Below are 20755 nucleotides of genomic sequence, written 5' to 3' on the forward strand. Positions count from 1 at the left end.
TGACTAACGGCCAGGGCCTGTCGGTCGTCGGCCACAACGGCCTGACCTTCACCCTGACCGATGGCACCAAAGTAACCATCCCGGCGGGCAGCGCCACTGGCACCATCACCATCAATGCCCCGGATGACGTATTCGTCGGCGGTCAACCGACCATCGTCAACAAACTGGAAGGTGTAACTGGCGCGGACAACTTCGAGAAACTGACGCTCGGTAAGGACGAGATCAAAACCGAAGTCACCGACGAGCCAGGCACTGGCACCCCAGGCACCGACAACCAAGGCGATAAAGTCTCGGTCACTATCATCAGCAAAGGCGATGTCACCGAAGACCAGCAACCCGCCTTCACCGTCAAAGTCAGCCAGAAGCTCGACCACGACCTGACCGTTACTCTGTCCAACGGTGACAAGGTGGTGATCAAGGCTGGTGAAACCGAAACCGAATACAAGGCCAAGGCCCAGGGCGATGACGTCTTCAAAGACGGCGATACCCTGACTGTCGGCATCACCGATGCTGCGGTCGATGGCAAGACCTTCGAGAACCTGGAGCTCGGCGGCAACGCCAGTGTTCAGATCACCGACACCATCAGCGAAGTGGTCGCGACCCTGACTGCGGACAAGACCACCGTCGCTGAGGGTGGCCAGATCACCTACACCGTCACCTTGACTAACGGCCAGGGCCTGTCGGTCGTCGGCCACAACGGCCTGACCTTCACCCTCACCGATGGCACCAAAGTAACCATCCCTGCGGGCAGTGCTACTGGCACCATCACCATCAATGCCCCGGACGACGTCTTCGTCGGCGGCCAGCCTTCGATTGTGAACAAACTGGAAGGTGTGACCGGCGCCGACAACTTCGAAAAACTCACCCTCGGCAAAGAGGAAGTGAAGACCGAAGTCACCGACGAGCCAGGCACCGGCACTCCGGGCACCGATAACCAGGGCGACAAAGTCTCGGTCACCATCGTCAGCAAAGGCGATGTCACTGAAGACCAGCAACCCGCCTTCACTGTCAAAGTCAGCCAGAAGCTCGACCACGACCTGACCGTTACTCTGTCCAACGGTGACAAGGTGGTGATCAAGGCTGGCCAGACCGAAACCGAATACAAGGCCAAAGCCCAGGGCGACGACGTCTTCAAGGATGGCGACACTCTGACTGTCGGCATCACCGATGCTGTAGTGGATGGCAAGACCTTCGAGAATCTGGAACTGGGCGGCGACGCCAGCGTGCAGATCACCGACACCATCAGTGAAGTGGTCGCGACGCTCAGCGCCGACAAGACCACCGTCAGCGAAGGCGGCCAGATCACCTACACCGTCACCCTGACCAACGGCCAGGGCCTGTCGGTGACCGGTCACAACGGTCTTACCTTCACCCTGAGCGACGGTACCAAGGTCACCATCCCGGCCGGCAGCGCCAGCGGTACTGCCATCATCACTGCCCCGGACGATGTGTTCATCGGCGGCCAGGCCACCATCAGCAACAAGCTGACCAGCGTCACCGGTGCCGACAACTTCGAAAAACTGACCCTGGGTCAGAACGAGGTGCAGACCTCAGTCACCGACGAACCGGGCACCGGCACTCCGGGCACCGGCAACGAAGGCGACAAGGTCAGCGTGACCATTGTCAGCAAAGGCGATGTCACCGAAGACCAGCAGCCAGCCTTCACCGTCAAAGTCAGCCAGAAGCTCGACTATGACCTGACCGTGACCCTGTCCAACGGCGACAAGGTTGTCATCCCGGCCGGGCAGACCGAAGCCGAGTACAAGACCAAGGCCCAGGGCGATGATGTCTTCAAGGACGGCGACTCGCTGACCGTCGGTATCACGGATGCCTCCGTGCCCGGCCATGCCTTCGAGAACCTGGAACTCGGCGGCGATGCCACCGTGCAAATCACCGACACCATCAGCGAAGTCGTCGCGACCCTGACCGCGGACAAGACCACCGTCTCCGAGGGTGGCCAGATCACCTACACCGTGACCCTGACCAACGGCCAAGGCCTGTCGGTCGTCGGCCACAATGGCCTGACCTTCACCCTCACCGATGGCACCAAAGTCACCATCCCGGCCGGCAGCGCCAGCGGCACCATCACCATCAATGCCCCGGATGATGTATTCGTCGGCGGTCAGCCGACCATCGCCAACAAGCTGGAAGGCGTCACCGGCGCGGATAACTTCGAAAAACTCACCCTCGGCAAAGAGGAAGTGAAGACCGAAGTCACCGACGAACCTGGCACCGGTACTCCAGGCACCGACAATCAAGGCGACAAGGTTAGCGTGACCATCATCAGCAAAGGCGATGTCACCGAAGACCAGCAACCCGCCTTCACTGTCAAAGTCAGCCAGAAGCTCGACCACGACCTGACCGTTACTCTGTCCAACGGTGACAAGGTGGTGATCAAGGCTGGTGAAACCGAAACCGAATACAAGGCCAAGGCCCAGGGCGATGACGTCTTCAAAGACGGCGATACCCTGACCGTCGGCATCACCGATGCGGCAGTGGATGGCAAGACCTTCGAAAACCTGGAGCTCGGCGGCGACGCCAGCGTGCAGATCACTGACACCATCAGCGAAGTCGTCGCGACCCTGACTGCGGACAAGACCACCGTCAGCGAAGGTGGCCAGATCACCTACACCGTGACTCTGACCAACGGCCAAGGTTTGTCGGTCGTCGGCCACAATGGCCTGACTTTCACCTTGAGCGATGGCACCAAAGTCACCATCCCCGCTGGCAGCGCCACCGGTACCATTACCGTCAATGCGCCTGATGATGTGTTCGTCGGCGGTCAACCGACCATCGTCAACAAACTGGAAGGTGTCACTGGCGCGGATAACTTCGAAAAACTCACCCTCGGCAAAGAGGAAGTGAAGACCGAAGTCACCGACGAGCCAGGCACCGGCACTCCGGGCACCGATAACCAGGGCGACAAAGTCTCGGTCACCATCGTCAGCAAAGGCGATGTCACTGAAGACCAGCAGCCGGCCTTCACTGTCAAAGTCAGCCAGAAGCTCGACCACGACCTGACCGTTACTCTGTCCAACGGTGACAAGGTGGTGATCAAGGCTGGTGAAACCGAAACCGAATACAAGGCCAAGGCCCAGGGCGATGACGTCTTCAAAGACGGCGATACCCTGACCGTCGGCATCACCGATGCGGCAGTGGATGGCAAGACCTTCGAAAACCTGGAGCTGGGTGGCAACGCCAGCGTCCAGATCACCGACACCATCAGTGAAGTCATCGCAACCCTGACCGCGGACAAGACCACTGTCGCTGAGGGTGGCCAGATCACCTACACCGTGACCCTGACCAATGGCCAGGGCCTGTCGGTCGTCGGCCACAATGGCCTGACCTTCACCCTTACCGATGGCACCAAAGTGACCATCCCAGCGGGCAGCGCCACTGGCACCATCACCGTCAATGCACCGGATGATGTGTTCGTCGGCGGTCAGCCGACCATCGTCAATAAACTGGAAGGTGTCACTGGCGCGGATAACTTCGAGAAGCTCACCCTCGGCAAAGAGGAAGTGAAGACCGAAGTCACCGACGAGCCGGGCACGGGTACTCCAGGCACCGACAACCAGGGCGACAAAGTCTCGGTCACCATCGTCAGCAATGGCAACGTCACCGAAGACCAGCAGCCAAGCTTCACCATCAAGGTCAGCCAGAAACTGGCGCAAGACCTGACCGTGACCCTGGACAACGGCGACAAGGTGGTAATCAAGGCCGGCCAGACCGAGGCCGAGTACAAGACCACCGCCCAGGGCGACGACGTGTTCAAGGATCCGGGTTCGGTATCCGTCGGCATCAGTGATGCCAGCGTGCCGGGCAAGACCTTCGAGAACCTCGAGCTCGGTGGCAAGGCCACCGTGCAGATCACTGACACCGTCAGCGAAGTGGTCGCGACCCTGACCGCCGACAAGTCCACCGTGACCGAAGGCGGCCAGATCACCTACACCGTGACCCTGACCAACGGCCAGGGCCTGTCGGTCACTGGCCACAACGGCCTGACCTTCACCTTGAGCGACGGCACCAAGGTCACCATCCCGGCCGGCAGCGCCAGCGGTACCGCCACCATCACCGCCCCGGACGACGTATTCATCGGTGGCCAGGCCACCATCAGCAACAAGCTGACCGGCGTCACCGGTGCCGACAACTTCGAGAAACTGACCCTCGGCAAGGACGAAGTGAAGACTGGCGTCACCGACGAGCCAGGCTCGGGCACCCCGGGCACCGGCAACCAGGGCGACAAAGTCAGCGTGACCATCGTCGGCAACGGCGATGTGAACGAAGCCGAGCAAGCCTCGTTCACCGTCAAGGTCAGCCAGAAACTCGACCAGGACCTGACCGTCACCTTGAGCAATGGCGACAAGGTGGTGATCAAGGCCGGCCAGACCGAAACCGAGTACAAGGCCAAGGCCCAGGGCGACGACGTGTTCAAGGACGGCGGCCCGCTGACCGTCGGCATCAGCGATGCCAGCGTGGTCGGCAAGACCTTCGAGAACCTCGAGCTCGGTGGCGCGGCGACCGTGCAGATCACCGATACCGTCAGTGAAGTGGTCGCGACCCTGTCGGCCGACAAGGCCACGGTCAGCGAAGGTGGCCAGATCACCTACACCGTCACCTTGAGCAACGGCCAAGGCCTGTCGGTGACCGGCCACAACGGCCTGACCTTCACCCTCACCGATGGCACCAAAGTGACCATTCCGGCCGGCAGCGCCACCGGCACCATCACCATCAATGCCCCGGACGACGTATTCATCGGCGGCCAGCCGACCATCAGCAACAAGCTGACCGACGTCACCGGCGCCGACAACTTCGAAAAACTGACCCTGGGTCAGAACGAAGTGAAGACCACCGTCACCGACGAGCCGGGCTCGGGTACTCCAGGCACCGGCAACCAGGGCGACAAGGTCTCGGTCACCATCGTCAGCAACGGCAATGTCACCGAAGACCAGCAGCCAAGCTTCACCGTCAAGGTCAGCCAGAAACTGGCCCAGGACCTGACCGTGACCCTGGACAACGGCGACAAGGTGGTGATCAAGGCCGGCCAGACCGAAGCCGAGTACAAGGCCAAGGCCCAGGGCGACGATGTGTTCAAGGACCCAGGTTCGGTCTCGGTCGGTATCAGCGATGCCACCGTCACCGGCAAGACCTTCGAGAACCTCGAGCTCGGCGGCAAGGCCACCGTGCAGATCACCGACACCACCAGTGAAGTGGTCGCGACCCTGTCGGCGGACAAGACCACCGTCAGCGAAGGCGGCCAGATCACCTACACCGTGACCCTGAGCAACGGCCAAGGCCTGTCGGTGACCGGCCACAACGGCCTGACCTTCACTCTCACCGACGGCACCAAAGTGACCATTCCGGCGGGCAGCGCCACCGGCACCATCACCATCAATGCCCCGGACGATGTGTTCATCGGCGGCCAGCCGACCATCAGCAACAAGCTGACCGACGTCACCGGCGCCGACAACTTCGAGAAGCTGACCCTGGGTCAGAACGAAGTGAAGACCACCGTCACCGACGAGCCGGGCTCGGGTACTCCAGGCACCGGCAACCAGGGCGACAAGGTCTCGGTCACCATCGTCAGCAACGGCAATGTCACCGAAGACCAGCAGCCAAGCTTCACCGTCAAGGTCAGCCAGAAACTGGCCCAGGACCTGACCGTGACCCTGGACAACGGCGACAAGGTCGTCATCAAGGCTGGCCAGACCGAAGCCGAGTACAAGACCAAGGCCCAGGGCGACGATGTGTTCAAGGACCCAGGTTCGGTCTCGGTCGGCATCAGCGATGCCACCGTCACCGGCAAGACCTTCGAGAACCTCGAGCTCGGCGGCAAGGCCACCGTGCAGATCACCGATACCGTCAGTGAAGTGGTCGCGACCCTGTCCGCCGACAAGACCACCGTCACCGAAGGCGGCCAGGTCACCTACACCGTGACCCTGACCAACGCCCAGGGCCTGTCGGTCACTGGCCACAACGGCCTGACCTTCACCCTCACCGATGGCACCAAGGTGTCCATCCCGGCCGGCAGCGCCAGCGGCACCTTCACCATTACCGCCAAGGACGACCCGTACCTCGGTGGCCAGCCGAACATCGTCAACAAGATCGAGTCGGTCAGCGGCGGCGACAACTTCGAGAAGCTGAGCCTGGGCAGCAACACCGTCACCACCACCGTCACCGACGAACCGGCCGGCCAGGGCGACCTGACCACCGTCGGCATCAGCGGCGACACCTCGGTGGTCGAAGGCGATACCGCCCACTACAACCTGACCCTGAGCAACCCGTCGAAGTCCGAGGTGACCATCACCCTGACCTACAGCGGCACCGCCACCGACGGCCAGGACTTCACCGGTGTGGTCACCGTGAAGATTCCGGCCGGCAGCAGCGGCACCAGCTTCGACATCAAGACCATCGACGACAAGCTGGTCGAAGGCTCGGAGAACTTCACGGTCAAGATCAGCGGCGCCAGCGGCGGCGGCTTCGAGAACCTGCAGGTCGACGCCGGCAAGTCCAGCGTCACCACCACCATCATCGACAACGACCACGCTCCGGTTACGACCGGCGGCGCGGTGACCGGCACCGAAGACACCGACTACGTGTTCCAGTGGGGCGACTTCAACGTCACCGACGCCGATGGCAACACCGGCCTGGCCGTGACCATCAGCAAGCTGCCGGACCTGGGCAGCCTGAAGTTCTTCAACGGCACCTCGTGGGTCGATGTATCGCTGAACCAGACCGTCAGCCAGGCCGACATCGCCGCCGGCAAGCTCAAGTTCGTGCCTCTGGCCAACCAGTCGGGCATCGACGGCTATGGCGGCAGTGGCGTGGGCAACAAGCAGGCCGACTACGCGCAGCTCAAGTACAAGCCCAACGACGGCACCAACCTGGGCAACGAAGCGACCATGAAGGTCGACATTCGCCCAGTGGCCGACAAGCCAGACCTGAACATCGGCAACAACAACGTCAACTCGATCGGCCTGGTCAAGGAAACCTGGAACAACCTCAGCGGCCTGGGCAGCAATGGCAACGGCATCTCCGGCGATACGCTGAAGAACGTATTCGCCAACTCCGGCAATGCCAGCAAGACCGAGACGGTCACCGGCGTCGACTCGACCAGCAACGTCACCCCGGGCAGCGGCTCGAAAACGTCCGGCCTGATCTACCTGGAAGCCGGCAAGACCTATTCCTTCACCGGCACCGCCGATGACAGCCTGCAGATCGTCGTCGGCGGCAAGAACGTCGCCAGCGGCATCTGGGGTTCGAGCAGCGGCGCGATCTCCGGCAGCTTCACCCCGACCAGCAGCGGTTACTACACCCTGGAGATCTACAACGCCAACCAGGCCGGCCCCGGCAGCCTGGACGTCAACATCCGCGTCAACAACGGCGCGGCCATGGACCTGAACAGCTCGAACATCCCGATGTACCCGAGCGTCAACGACCTGAGCAATGCCGGCGTGACTGTCTCCGACCTGCACGGCAGCAATGGCCAGGGCTACTACGACGGCTACAAGCTCAACGAAGGCAGCGAGAACGGTGCGCCGGTCAAGCTGGTGGGCATCAGCACCAACCTGACCGACACCGATGGTTCCGAGAGCCTGAGCGTCAAGCTCGGCGGCATCCCGGCAGGCTCGGTGCTGTCCGATGGCGCCGGCCACACCGTCACCGTCGGCAAGGACGCGGTGGACGTCACCGGCTGGAACCTGGGCAGCCTGACCATCAAGCCACCGGCCTACTACCACGGCCAGTTCGACGTGAAGGTCACCTCGACCTCCAGCGAAAGCGTTGGCGGCAGCACCGCCACCAGCGAAGGCACCATCAAGGTCAACGTCTACCCGCAGAGCTACAACACCAGCAACCTGTCGTCGGAAAACGACAACGTGATGGGCACCGATGGCAACGACATCGTCGTAGCGGACGTTGCGGGCCTGCATGTGACGCCCGGCAAGGACTACAACCTGGCCTTCATCGTCGACACCTCGAACAGCATGGGCACTGCCGGTGTGGCGGCGGCGAAAAAATCCCTGGAGTCGGTATTCAACACGCTGGCCGCCAGTGTGAAAGGCGACAAGCCGGGCACGGTGAACATTCTGTTGGTAGACTTTGCCGCTAAGGTCAAGAGCACCGTCACGGTCACCCTGGACGAGGCAGGCAAGCAGACCTTGCTTAACGCCTTGAACAACCTGAAGCTCGACAAGGATAGCGGCTACACGAACTACGAGGATGCCTTCAAGACCACCGCCAACTGGTTCCAGGATCTTCAGAAAGCCGGTAGTAAAGGCGACAATCAGACGTTTTTCATTACCGATGGCGCGCCAAACGTCTACCAGGCCAACGAGAACGGTGACCCGATGCTGGGCCGGTCTGGCGTATCGATGGACACCTACCTGGCTTCGATCAATTACAAGCCGGGCATGACGGTTAACGACTGGGTAGACAGTAATACCAAGATCACCATTGATAGCGCTGGCAACCTCAAGGTCCAGTACTATCAGAACGGCTGGCTCTACAACGGCGTTTCCGGTGAACTGCATGCCGAAGGCAACGGTGGCTACGAACTGTCCACGCGGGCCTATGACTACGGCAACAGCAGTACCGATGCGGTGAAGAACTCGCTCGATAGCTATAAGCTGCTCGCCGGCCTGTCCAATGTCGAAGCCATCGGTCTCAACAAAGGGGTGGATGAATCGGTATTGAAGCAATTCGATTCCGATGGAAAACCACAGACCAATATCGACCCAAGCAAGTTGGCCGAAGCAATTCTCGGCCACACCGAGGTCACCCTGCCCGGAAACGACACGGTCAATGGCGGCGACGGCAACGACATCATCTTCGGCGACCTGATGACCTTCGACGGCATCGCCGGGACCGGCGTCGAGGCGATCCAGGCCTATGTCGCCGGCAAGACCGGCGTCACGGCGGGAGATGTCGATGCACGGGCGATGCACAAGTACATCACCGAGCACTACACCGAGTTCGACATCTCGCGCAGCAACGATGGCAACGACACCCTGCTCGGCGGCAACGGCAACGACATCATCTTCGGCCAGGGTGGCAACGACATCCTCGACGGTGGCAAAGGCAATGACGTCCTGCTGGGTGGTGCCGGCAACGACATCCTCATCGGCGGCAAGGGCGACGACATCCTCATCGGTGGCAGTGGCGCCGACACCTTCGTGTGGAAGGCCGGCGACCTGGGCAAGGACGTGATCAAGGACTTCAACGTCAAGGAAGGCGACCGCCTCGACCTGAGCGACCTGCTCCAGGGTGAGAAGGCCAGCACCATCGACAACTTCCTGAAGATCACCACGGTCGGCGGCGAGTCGACCCTGCAGGTCAGCACCGAGGGCAAGCTCAACGCCGCCGGTGGCCTGGCCAACGCCGACGTGACCATCAAGCTCGAAGGTGTGAACTGGTCGAACACCACGATCAATTCGTTGATCAGCGGTGCCGACCCGACCATCAAGATCGACAACTCCAACAGTTGATCCCCCCCCCCGACCACGGCCCACAAGGGCCGGCGTCGGGGGCGTGGGCTTTTCCCGCCATCCCTTCACGCGCATACTCGTGCACCGGGCTGACAGGCCCGGTGAAACTTGCCTATGCTGCTGACTACCAATAAGGATTCATCGTGACGAGGGACGCCGCCATGTTCTACGTGCAACGCGACGCCGAGGGCCAGCTGCTGCGGGTTGAAGCCGCCAAATTCGGTGGCTATACCGACATGGTCCCGGCAGACAATGCCGAGATCCAGGACTGGTTCGCCGACAACGTTGTCGAGAACAGCCTCAAGCAGCTCAAGCAGAGCGACCTGGACATGATCCGGGTGCTGGAGGACCTGATCGAGGTGCTCACCGCCAAGGGCGTGTTCAGCATCACCGACCTGCCCCCCGGCGCCCAGGCCAAGTTGCTCAACCGCTCCAGCGCGCGCAAGGCGCTGGGCAGCCTGAACAACCTGATCGAGGAAGACGAGGAAGGCGGGTTGATCTGAGCCGCCCGATTCACCAGCGTGCCGGCTCCCACAGCATCACGTAGGAGCCAGCTTGCCGGCGAACAAACCTTCCCATTCAACGCCAGGGCGCAGGCTCGCCCACCAGTTGCCCCTGAATCCCCTGCACACCCATCTCGCGCAGCACCTTCAACTCCCCTTCGGTCTCGACCCGCTCGGCAATCAGTGGCAGGTCGATGCTGTGCGCCGCGCGCTGGATGGCCTCGATGAACAGGCGCTTGTGCCGCTCGTGGTCGATGTTGCGAATATAGCCGCCGTCGATCTTCAGATAGGCCAGCCCCAGGTGCGCTAGGTTGCCGATCATGCTGAAGCGCCCGCCAAAGCGCTGCAGCGCCAGGCTGAAGCCCAGCCCGCGCAGGCGCCGGGTCAGTTGCTCGAGCACCGACTGCTCGGGCAGTTGCTCCTCGCCGATCTCGAAGGTCAAGCGCGGCCCGAGTGCATTGTGTTGGCCCAGCAGGTCATAGACCCGCTGCAACGCCCTGGGGTCGGCCAGGGTCGCGGCGGACAGGTTGAGCGCCAGCGACTCGCCATGCCCCTGCAAGTGCCTGAGGACCTTCTCCAGCACCAGCAGGTCCAGGCGCGCCATCCAGCCGAAACGCTCCAGCCAGGGCAGGAAGCGCCCCGCCGCCAGGGCTTCGCCCTCGGCATCGTGCAGGCGTGAGATGACCTTGTAGTGCAGCACCTTGTCCGGCGCCTTGCTGTCCACCACCGGCTGGAAGAACAGCTCGAACTGCCCCTTGGCCAGCGCCTGGTCCAGACGCGTGTGCCAGGCATGGTGGCTGTCGGCGGCCTGGCCTGCGGCGCCCTGCTCCAGGCATACCCAGCCCGGCTCCGGCTGGCTCTCGGCGCGGGCCAGGGCTTCGTCGGCGAGCTTGAGCAGCGCCTGCGGCGCATCGCCTGGGCTGTAAGGCGCCAGGCCGATGCAGGCCACCGGGTCGACATCGCTGGCGCCAGTTTCATGCAGGCTCTGCAAGGTGGCCTCCAGGGCCTGGGCCAACTGGATCGCCTCGTCGTGGACCATGCCCGGCGCCAGCACGGCGAACTCGCCGCCGCGGCTGCGGGTGATCAGGTCGTTGGTTTCAGGGAAATTGGCGCAGGTGCGCCGCAACTGTTCACCCACCGCCTGCAGCAACTGGTCGGTGCGCTGGCCACCCAGGCGGGCGTTGAGGCCGGCCAGGTCCTGCACCCGCAGCAACAGCAGGTAGCCGGCGCGAGCTTCCTCCAGGTTGCTGACGCGGGCATTGAGCTGCATTTCAAAGTACCGACGGTTGGCCAAGCCAGTGAGGCTGTCCTGGTACGACTCGGCGCGTAGCTTCTCGCTGCGTTCGGCCTGCTCGGTGAACAGTGCCTTGAGCTTCTCGACCATCTGGTTCATCGCCTGCACCACCCGACGCAGTTCAGGCGTGCGTGGCAACTCTGGCAGGCTCAGGAACTCACGCCGGGCGATGGCGTGGGACTGCGCCACCATGTAGTCCAGCGGCCGCAATTGGCGACGCAGCAGCAGCGCCCCCAGCACCGCGCTCACCGCGCCGCACAGCAGCAACCAGCCCAGGCTGCCCAGGGCGCTCTGCCACAGCTTGGCCAAAGCGAACATCGGATGGCTGATCACCTCGACCCGCGCCGCTTGCTGCCAGCCGCGGCTGACGATGGCATCGCCGCCAGCTGGCTCCAGGCCGATCAGGTGGATAAACCAACCCGGCACACCGCCCGTGTCGGGTTCGGCGTGGCGCTCGACCAGCACCGCGTTGGAGCCCAGGTCGATGACCTTGATGCTGGAGTAGTAGCCACTGTCGAAGATCGAACTGACCATTAGCTCGACCATTGCCGGGTCGTCGATGTTCGGCGTCAGCGACAGCGCCAGCGCGGTGGCCGCGTCCTGGGCGTGGGAGCGCAGTTGATTGACGTACTGGCTGCGCGAGCTCTCCAGGCTGACCATGAAGCTGCCACTGAAGGCGACCACCAGGAACAGGCAAATGGCTAGCAGCAATTGTTTGAACAGTGACATCTGTGCTCCTTCAGTAAACCGGTTCGGCCGGGAACCCTTCGGCCTGCATTTTCTTCAGCAAGTCCTGCCAGCGTGACAGGCGCTTGGTGTCGCCGACCTTCTTGTTACCCGCAGCGCCGGTCAGCCACAGGCCTTCACCGTTGAAGGCATAGACCGGCAGCAGGTCGGTACGCTGGCTAGCCGGCTTGATCGCGTCCATCAGGCTGTCGAGCACCAGCGGCTGGGCCTGTGGGTTTGAATAATAGGTCAGGACCATGTGCGCGCGGTTCTGGCGCAGGGCCTTGACGTAGGTGATGCGCAGTTTTTCCGCGGGGATGCCCATGCGCCGCAGGCTGAAGTACTTGGCGATGGCGTAGTCTTCGCAGTCGCCGGCACCCTTGATCAGCGACTGGACCGGCGTGGCCCAGTAGTCGACCTCATGCCACAGGTCGATGTCTTCGACATAACGCAGCTGCTTGTTGAAGAACAGGTTGACCACCTGCAACTGCTCCAACTCGCTCCCTTGCTTCTGGGTCGCCAGCAGGTTCTGCCAGGCGTCGATCCGGCCCTGGCCCGCGCCCAGCGTGCCGTATAACGCCTGGGCGCGGCGGCTGATCTGGGAGAAGTCCCAGTCCGCCTGCGTGCCGCCCAGCAGCAGGCAGCCCAGCAGCAGGGCCAGCCCGAGACGGCGCGTGGTCGCATGGAAGGTCCAGGGTATCGCCACTGCGGGCACCTGTTCTGATCATTCGAAAGCAGCGATGGTGCGGGCAGCGGCAAGAAAAGACAATGGCACCGTGCGATCATGCCGCCAACTGTCGGCAAACCCGCTTCGCACAAGGTCTGACGGCCTTGTCTGGCTTCACAACACTGCCGACTTGCTTCACGATAGCCGCGTTTTGCGATCACGCTGCGACGCCGCCGCCGATCAATCCATTTGACAAGGCCACCCCTCCCTCACTAGGGTTATTGGATCCAATATTGACGTTGCCGAGGCGAATCCCGCGTGGCTGATAAACCCAAACTCCTGAGCACCGTGCTGGGCAGCGAACAGGTACCGGCGCACCTGGCCCGCGGTGTCATCGAAGAGCGCCTGCGCAGCGCCATCCTCGACGGTCGCCTGCCGCCAGGCACAGCCCTGCGCCAGCAAGAGCTGGCGACCCTGTTCGGCGTTAGCCGCATGCCGGTGCGCGAGGCGTTGCGCCAGCTCGAGGCCCAGTCACTGCTGCAGGTGGTGATGCACAAGGGCGCCGTGGTCGCCCCGTTGATCGGTGAAGACGCCGTGGACACCTATGCGCTGCGCGTGATCCTCGAAACCGAAGCACTGCGCCAATCGATCCCCTTGCTCGACGCCGAGGATATCGCCCAGGCCAGGGGCTTCATCCGCCAGCTGGAAACCGAAACCCGCCACGCCGAGATTGGCCGGCTCAATCGCCTGCTGCACATGGCCCTCTACCGCAAGGCGCACAACCAGAAGCTGCTGCGCATGATTGAGGTCGAACTCAACGAGGAGGAACGCTTCCTGCGCTTCCACCTGTCGTCGATGGGCCTGGGCAAGTTGACCCAGGATGACCATATCGCCCTGGTCGATGCCGCCAGCGACAAACTGGTGGACGAAGCCGTCACCCTGTTGGAGGCGCATCTGAACAACGCCGCCCGCACCATTCGCAACTACCTCGATCGGCAAGCGGCCAACTGATCGCATTCGGCGGCCATACCGCCCAAGTTCGGACGATCCGGCATAAGGAACGGCAGTGCACGTGCAGACGCGACAGCAATCCTCGACCGAAACACCGTCCAGGGTCCGCCTGATCTGCCTGGCCTGTACCCGACAGCAGCTTATCCAGTACCGCACCTGGGCACGCACCCTCAGCGACCCCATCGAACTGGTCGCGGTTGACGTACCCGCCACCGTTGTGCCCGACGCACTCGAGCCGACGCAACCGGCCAGCGAGCTGGCCAAGACCCTGGCCGAGCACTTGCAGCCCTACTTGGCGCAGCCCCATGCCCTGTTTGGCCAAGACCAGGGAGCTCATGTCGCATTGGCCCTGACCCATCTGGCCCAGGGCGCCTACCCTGGGCAGACCCGGCATTTGTTTGTTTCAAGCTGTGACAACCCCGCATACACCGCCACTGGCCTTTCCCACCCGGCCCTGCAGGTGCCGATCACCGTGCTGTACCCCCCAGGGTCACTGGCCGCCATGCTCGGTTGGCACCGCCAGGCCCGACGCGCGCTGGAGTTGATCGAGATACCGGCCAGCCCGGTCGACTCATCAATGCTCAACCAGCGCCTGGTGCGGATCTTCAACACCCACCTCGGGCTGCTCAGCTTCTAAGGCGCTGAAACGGCGATTTCAGGCATTTGAGCTGCCTGGGCTGTTGCAGGCCATGGCAGTGCCAGCATTTTGAGCACACTCTACTCTCCCGCAGCGACCGCTGATCATCAGTAACGGGCCTGGTCGCCTGCGCCCTCATTCACCTGCAGAAGGACTCTGGCACCGGGCAAGGACCGCAAACGATCAGCCGCCCCTGAATAATCACGCCCCCCAAACTCCGTTTATCAGTGCTCCGAGTGAGGCATTCACTCTGCGTCCGAATTTTCTGGTAGTTAATTATCGGAAGGAGCACTTATTGCCAAAATAAAACCAACCAACTGTTTTATTCGAATAACTATTATCTTAAAAAACACCACACAATAAATAACTAAAAAAACAATTGCAGCACACTTGCAAGTTGATCTAACTTTTATATCGCCAAGCACGGCCGGCCCGGAAATCCCGTAGTTTCTCGGCTACAAACAGCCCTGCGGCTCTTGCAGCCTGTTCGTCATCGAAACTTCGTTCGAGGTATTTGCTCGCCTAGAACTTAAGAGCGCCACAGGTTGCACGGTCATCCAGAACCCTGAAACCCGATAACAGCGGACTTTTCCATGAACCCTTTAAAGCGCACACTTTCCGACAAGAAACTTGAGCTTTCCCGTCACCCATTGTTTTCTGAAATCGACTCGTTGGCGACCTTGCAGCGGTTCATGGAAACCCATGTATTCGCCGTCTGGGACTTCATGTCGCTAACCAAGCGACTACAACAGGAGCTGACCTGCGTCAGCCTGCCCTGGCTGCCCCCGAGGGACCCCGCCGCCGCTCGTCTGATCAACGAAATCGTGCTGGGCGAAGAGTCGGACGATCGCCTCGAGCATGGTCACTACAGCCATTTCGAGCTGTACCTGGATGCCATGCGCGAGGTTGGCGCCAGCACCGTGGCCATCGAGCGATTCATCAGCCTCCAGCAGCAGGGCGTCGCTGCCCATGAAGCGCTGCAACGCGCCGGTGCCAGCGAGGCGGCGCAACGTTTCGTCCGCGATACCTTGGAAACCGCCCTGCAGGCCCCGGCCCATAGCGTCGCCGCCGCGTTCCTGCATGGCCGGGAAAGTGTCATCCCGATGATGTTCCAGCAGATTCTCGACGAATGGGGCATCGGCAATGAGCAGGCACCGACATTCCGTTACTACCTGCAGCGCCACATCGAGGTCGACTCCGAGGATCACGGCCCCGCCGCCGAACAGTTGCTGGCCCGCCTGGTCGCTGGCGACCCACAGCGCCAGGAAGATGTCTATACCGCCGCCATCGCCGCCGTGGACAGCCGCATGGCCCTGTGGGACCGCCTGCGGGCCACGTTGCAGGCGCCGATTGCCGAGGTCACGCCATGAATGCGCTCGACTACCGTTCCTTCGCCGACGCCTGGGAAGAGCGCGCGACCATCCGCACCCGCCCAAGGCGGCGGGTGGAGGATGACCAGCGGCTGATCTACCCGCTCAGTCGCCAGCCCATGGTACTGGGCGCCACCTTCCAGCGCGAGTGCCCGCAGCTGCGCGACTTCGTCCTGGTGCAGAGCCTCTACAAGTTCATCAACGACGTGGTGATCTTCGAGACCGAAATCGTCGACCGCACAGCCCGGCGCATCGCCAAGGACCGCTTCGCCGTACGCTTTCCGTTCGCCTGCCGCTATGACGCCATGACCGTGGTCGTCGACGAGGACTACCACGCCCTGGTGGCGATGGACTTCCTCCAGCAGACCATCGCCTTGACCGGCGTGGAGCCCATCGTCCTGCCCCAGGAAATCGAGCTCAGCCGCGCCATCCCAGCCGCTCTGGAACGAGTGCCCGAGGCCCTGCGGGACGCCCTGGAGCTGATCTGCGTGGGGATTGCCGAAAACACCCTGACCGACGATGTCGCGGCCTTCGCCCGCGATGACTCGGTCAAGCCCTCGGTGAAGGGGTTGATGGCCGACCACCTGCTCGACGAAGGCCGTCACTCGAGCTTCTGGGCCAGGCTGACGCGCCTGTACTGGCAGTCCGCGGCCGAAGCCGAGCGCCAGGCCATCGCCGCGGTCCTGCCGGTGTTCCTGCGCCAGTACCTGACCAGCGACATCCAGCAAGCCTTCGACTGCGCCCTGATTGCCGCATTGCCGGTGCCCGAGTCGGTGCGGCAGGCCTTGCGCGAGGAAGCGCAGGCGCTGGCCTACCCGATCAACCACCAGCATCCGCTGCTGGGCAACATCCTGCGCTTCTTCCGCGCCAGCAGCATGCTCGAGTCGCCTTGCGTGCAAGACGCGCTGCGCGACTATCTGCCCTGAGGATCCCGACATGAGACGCCTCGACATACTCCTGGTGGGAGCCAGTCCCACCCTTGGCCTGCTGGCCCAGACTCTCGACGCGCACGGCCACGGCATTGCCCAGGCCAAGAGTGGCGACACCCTGCGCCAACATCTGGCGACCACGCCGAGCCTGGTGGTGGAGGACGGCAGCCTGGTCCTGGCCAGTAGCGACTGGCAGCTGCTGGGGCCTGCCCCCCTGCTACGCCTGCGCCTGGGTGCCAGCTTCAGCAACACTCTGCCGCGCCTGGAAACCCTTTGCTGGTGCGGCAATGCCAGCGCTCAGCGCCTGATTGGTCGCATGCCGGTGGCCTCCCCGACCTCTGGCAACGGCCAGCAACTGCGTGAGGCTGCGCAGCAGGCCTTGGTCGAACAGCTCGCGCTGCACATCACCCGTTTCGCCCGCAATCCGCAATACCTGCAAGAGGCTCCTACGGTCACCCCCGGCGAGCAGGAACGCGAACATGGCCTGGACTGGCTCGAAGCCCTGGCCTACCGCCATCCGTTCAACCGCACGCTGCGGGCCGACCTCTTGGAAAGCGCCGAGACCGGCCTGGTCGAGCAGTTGCAACGCAGCTTATGGCAACAAGCACATCGTCCGGCGCTGAACCAGGACGGCCAGCGCTACAGCTACCGGCAACTGCATGCACGGGCGTTGGGTATCCAGCGCGCCCTGCTGCCGCTACTGCCATGTGGGGTAAATGCGCCGGTGGTCGCCGTGTGCATGGACAAGTCGCCCGCGCTTTACGCCAGCCTGCTGGCGGTGCTGGGCAGCGCCGCCATCTACCTGCCACTGGACCCGACCACACCAGCCGAGCGGCGGCAGCGCATCCTTGCCGATGCCGGTGCCTGCGTACTGCTTCACGATGGCCAGCAGCCTGTGGATATCTTGCAACTGGATGTGCGTAACCTGGTTGACGCCACACAATCCGAGTTACCCAGCCTGGCGGTGCGCGATACACCGCCCGATCACCCTTGCGTGGCGATCTATACCTCCGGCACCACCGGCCAGCCCAAGGGCGTGCTGCTCAGCCAGCGCAACCTGACGCATTTCATGGCCTGGTACCAGGAGCATGTGGCGTTGGATAGCCAGGCCCGGGTCCTGCAATTCTCCACCATCGGCTTCGATGCCTCCCTGCTGGACATCCTGCCGACCTTCGCCTGTGCCGCCGAACTGGTGCTGCCCAGCGAAGATCAACGGCGCGACCCACAGCGCCTGCTGCAGCTTATCCACAGCCAGGAAATCACTCATGCCTTCCTGCCACCGGCTCTGTTGAGCATCCTGCCGCGCGATGCGCACCTAGGCCTGCGTCACCTGATTACCGGGGGCGATGTCTGCGAGCCCGAAGTCATCGCACGGTTATCCGGGCAGTGCCGGTTGCACAACATCTATGGGCCGACCGAGACGACAGTGCTGGCGACCACCCGGGTATTCGCCAGTGGCGACAGCAACCGTAATCTTGGGGTGCCCATCGCCAACACCCAGGTGCTGCTCCTCGACCCCGAGCTGCGGCCAGTGCTCGAGCAGACCCCCGGCGAGCTGTATATCAGCGGTCCTGGTGTCGGCCTCGGCTACCTGAACAACCCCAGCCTGAGCGCCGAGCGCTTCGTCGAGCTCGAGCTGCCCGACGGCCGTCGGTTGCGCGCCTATCGCACGGGCGATATCGGCAAGTGGGGCGAACACGGCATCGAGATATGCGGGCGGCGCGACAACCAGGTGAAGATCCGCGGCTTCCGCGTCGAGCCCGAGGAGATCGAGCACTGTCTGCGCGATAGCCGCCTGTACGCTCAGGTGGCGGTGGTGATCGACGCCCAGCGTCGGGTTCTGGCGTTCGTCGCCCACCCCGAGTGCGACGCTGCCGCGCAGCGCTTGCGCGAACACGCCGAACAGCAGTTGCCCGACTACATGCGCCCGATGTTCTACCAGGTGCTGGAGCAAATGCCATACACCGCCAATGGCAAGGTCGACCGCCAGAGCCTGGCACTTCGCCCCTTGGCACTGCCAAGCAGCCAGCGCCTGGCGCCACGGACGGCGACCGAGCAGCGCCTGGCTGGCCTGTGGAGCACGCTGCTGGAGTTGCCAGAGACGGATATCTCCTGCGACGACAGCTTCTTCAACCTCGGCGGCCACTCGATCCTGCTGTCGCGCTTGTTGCTGGAGGTTCGCCAGCAGTTCGGCCAGGGCGTGGCAATCAACCGGTTTATCGAGCAGCCAACCCTGCAACGCCTGGGAGCGCTGCTCGATGGCGAAGACGCGGGCACAAATACATCGTTGGTGCGCCTGGAGCAGGATGCCAATCGCGCGCTCGACCTGCAGGTACTGCCGGTGGATCGCCTGGGCGATGTGCACAAGGTGATCGTCACCGGGGCCAACAGCTTCCTCGGTGTACACCTGGTCGAGGCCTTGCTGGACTGGGGGGCCAGCGAAGTCGCCTGCCTGGTCCGGCGTGGCGACGGGGTGTCGGCAACCGAACGCTTCGCCCAAGCGCTGCACGACAACCACATCACCCTGGATCTGGGCCGCGTGCGGGTGTTCGAGGCCGACCTGCGCAAGCCGCGCCTGGGGCTTGCCCAGGCCGACTACGACTACCTGGACAACGGCTATGGCGCCTTGCTGCACAACGCGGCGCAGGTCAACCATGTGCTCGACTACCAGGTGCTCGCGGCCGACAACATCGAGCCGCTGTTCGAGTGCCTGCGCTTGTGCGAAGGACGCCGCAAGAAGATCTTCAACTTCGTCTCGACCCTGTCCGCCTGCAGCGCGGTCGGCGATGACGGGCGTGTGCTGGAAGCAGACCCGGCGCCGACTCCACCCATCTACATCCGCAATGGCTACAACCTGAGCAAGTGGGTCGGCGAGCGCATCCTCAGTCGCGCTCGCGCACAGGGGGTGTGGGTCAACCTGTTCCGCCCCGGCAACATCACCTTCGACAGCCGCACCGGCGCCTGCCAACCCCAGCGCAACCGCCTGATGCTGATGCTCAAGGGGTCGTTGCAACTGGGTCAGGTGCCAGGTCTTGAGATCGACTTCGACCTCATGCCCGTGGACTTCCTGGCCCGGTTCATCGCCTTCCACGGCAGCCGCCACCAAAGCGGCCACTGCGTGTTCAACCTGCACAATCCCGAGCCCTTGCGTTGGCGTGACTACCTGGCGTCCTTCCGCGCCCAGGGCCATGCCTTCGAGCTGGTCAGTGTCGAGCAGTGGCAACGCCAGTTGAGCCGTGTCGACCGCGACAACGCGCTGTATGACGTCCTGGGCTTCTATCTGGACGGCTTCGAGGAAGACATTGGTGACATATCCGGCATCGCCCATGACAACGCCCGTGCCGGCGTGTTGCGCATGGGGAGCCACTACCCCAGCAAAAGCCCCGAGCTGCTTGGCCGCGGCTGCCGCTACCTGGCCGATATCGGCTTTATCTGATTCTTTCATACCCAACAGGAGCACTACGACATGCAAACATGCAAACCCGATACCCTGATCCGCAACCCCCAAGGCTGCCAGGTGGTGTCCAGCGTCGAGATCGCCGCGCCGGCCGCCAGTGTGTGGAACATCGTCGGCAACTTTGCCGGCTTCCCGGTATTCATCCCCGCCTTGGCGCATATCGAGATGACAGGCCAAGGCGTGCGTTCGGTGCGCAAGAAGCTGTTCAAGGATGGCAACGTGGTGATCGAGCAGTTGAACTCGCGGGATGACCAGGCCATGAACATGACCTGGAGCCTGATCTACACCAGCCTGAACATCGGCAACCTATGGGCGGCCATGGAAGTGGTGGCGCTCGAGGATAGCCGCAGCCGCGCCACCTGGACGATCCAGGCCGAGCCATGGGAAGGTGGGCCCGAAGCCCTGCCGGGGTTCCAGGCGTTCCTGCAGGGGTTCGCTGATGAAGCCATGGGCAATGTGCGTAATCTGCTGAGCTGATAGCGCCAGTAGGCAGGTAGAAACAACAAGGCCGCTCCCATCGGGAGCGGCCTTTTTGTTTCTCAAGCAGACGTCACGGCCATGGCCTTGCGTCATGTCTCGGGCCCGTAGGAGCCAGCTTGCTGGCGAACCAGGCGACGCGATTTTCCTGGAGGACCGAGGCTGCAGGTTTTGCGGCCGCTGCGCGCCCGATCGCGAC

Annotated in this window: 10 protein-coding genes; 8 read left to right on the top strand and 2 right to left on the bottom strand. The window is 62.9% G+C overall.

Annotated elements, in window-relative coordinates:
• Nucleotides 1-9485 (top strand): immunoglobulin-like domain-containing protein (locus tag ACODS5_RS23590; RefSeq protein ID WP_489109785.1); only part of this gene is annotated, 9485 nt, incomplete at its 5' end.
• Between the two features lie 161 nt (nt 9486-9646).
• The gene (locus tag ACODS5_RS23595; protein WP_489109789.1) at nt 9647-9988 is read left to right on the top strand and encodes a tryptophan synthase subunit beta; all 342 of its coding nucleotides are present in this window, start codon (nt 9647-9649) and stop codon (nt 9986-9988) included.
• 76 nt (nt 9989-10064) lie between these two features.
• On the opposite strand, the gene lapD is transcribed toward ACODS5_RS23595, so the two are convergent.
• Both lapD and lapG read right to left on the bottom strand, forming a co-directional pair.
• Nucleotides 10065-12011 (bottom strand): cyclic di-GMP receptor LapD, encoded by a 1947-nt coding sequence (gene lapD / locus ACODS5_RS23600; RefSeq protein WP_134694094.1) that lies wholly within the window; start codon nt 12009-12011, stop codon nt 10065-10067.
• Nucleotides 12012-12021: 10 nt separating this feature from the next.
• Nucleotides 12022-12723 (bottom strand): cysteine protease LapG, encoded by a 702-nt coding sequence (gene lapG / locus ACODS5_RS23605; RefSeq protein WP_134694093.1) that lies wholly within the window; start codon nt 12721-12723, stop codon nt 12022-12024.
• A gap of 270 nt (nt 12724-12993) precedes the next feature.
• On the opposite strand from lapG, the gene ACODS5_RS23610 reads away from it, so the two are divergent.
• From ACODS5_RS23610 to ACODS5_RS23635, 6 genes are all read left to right on the top strand, one after another.
• Entirely contained in the window at nt 12994-13686 is a 693-nt protein-coding gene (locus tag ACODS5_RS23610) for a GntR family transcriptional regulator (RefSeq protein WP_134694092.1), read from the top strand.
• 61 nt (nt 13687-13747) lie between these two features.
• Nucleotides 13748-14323, top strand: coding sequence for a hypothetical protein (locus tag ACODS5_RS23615; RefSeq protein WP_489109786.1), 576 nt, complete (start codon nt 13748-13750; stop codon nt 14321-14323).
• A 593-nt stretch (nt 14324-14916) separates the two neighbouring features.
• A complete protein-coding gene (locus tag ACODS5_RS23620; protein ID WP_489109787.1) occupies nt 14917-15693 on the top strand; it encodes a DUF3050 domain-containing protein in 777 nt (258 codons plus the stop codon).
• Nucleotides 15690-16619 carry a diiron oxygenase gene (locus ACODS5_RS23625; protein WP_134694089.1) on the top strand — a complete coding sequence of 310 codons (930 nt, stop codon included), beginning with the start codon at nt 15690-15692 and terminating at the stop codon, nt 16617-16619. Before ACODS5_RS23620 ends, ACODS5_RS23625 begins: the two co-directional genes overlap by 4 nt.
• A gap of 10 nt (nt 16620-16629) precedes the next feature.
• Nucleotides 16630-20058, top strand: coding sequence for an amino acid adenylation domain-containing protein (locus ACODS5_RS23630; RefSeq protein ID WP_489109788.1), 3429 nt, complete (start codon nt 16630-16632; stop codon nt 20056-20058).
• 30 nt (nt 20059-20088) lie between these two features.
• Nucleotides 20089-20556 carry an SRPBCC family protein gene (locus ACODS5_RS23635; RefSeq protein ID WP_134694087.1) on the top strand — a complete coding sequence of 156 codons (468 nt, stop codon included), beginning with the start codon at nt 20089-20091 and terminating at the stop codon, nt 20554-20556.
• Nucleotides 20557-20755: the final 199 nt, after the last annotated feature.

It is taken from the genome of Pseudomonas sp. FG47, assembly GCF_057809115.1.

Bases quoted from the DNA above. Each gene is read 5' to 3' on its own strand.
- ACODS5_RS23595 (WP_489109789.1), top strand. From the start codon at position 9,647: ATGTTCTACGTGCAACGCGACGCCGAGGGCCAGCTGCTGCGGGTTGAA.
- lapD (WP_134694094.1), bottom strand. From the start codon at position 12,011: ATGTCACTGTTCAAACAATTGCTGCTAGCCATTTGCCTGTTCCTGGTG.
- ACODS5_RS23620 (WP_489109787.1), top strand. From the start codon at position 14,917: ATGAACCCTTTAAAGCGCACACTTTCCGACAAGAAACTTGAGCTTTCC.
- ACODS5_RS23625 (WP_134694089.1), top strand. From the start codon at position 15,690: ATGAATGCGCTCGACTACCGTTCCTTCGCCGACGCCTGGGAAGAGCGC.
- ACODS5_RS23630 (WP_489109788.1), top strand. From the start codon at position 16,630: ATGAGACGCCTCGACATACTCCTGGTGGGAGCCAGTCCCACCCTTGGC.
- ACODS5_RS23635 (WP_134694087.1), top strand. From the start codon at position 20,089: ATGCAAACATGCAAACCCGATACCCTGATCCGCAACCCCCAAGGCTGC.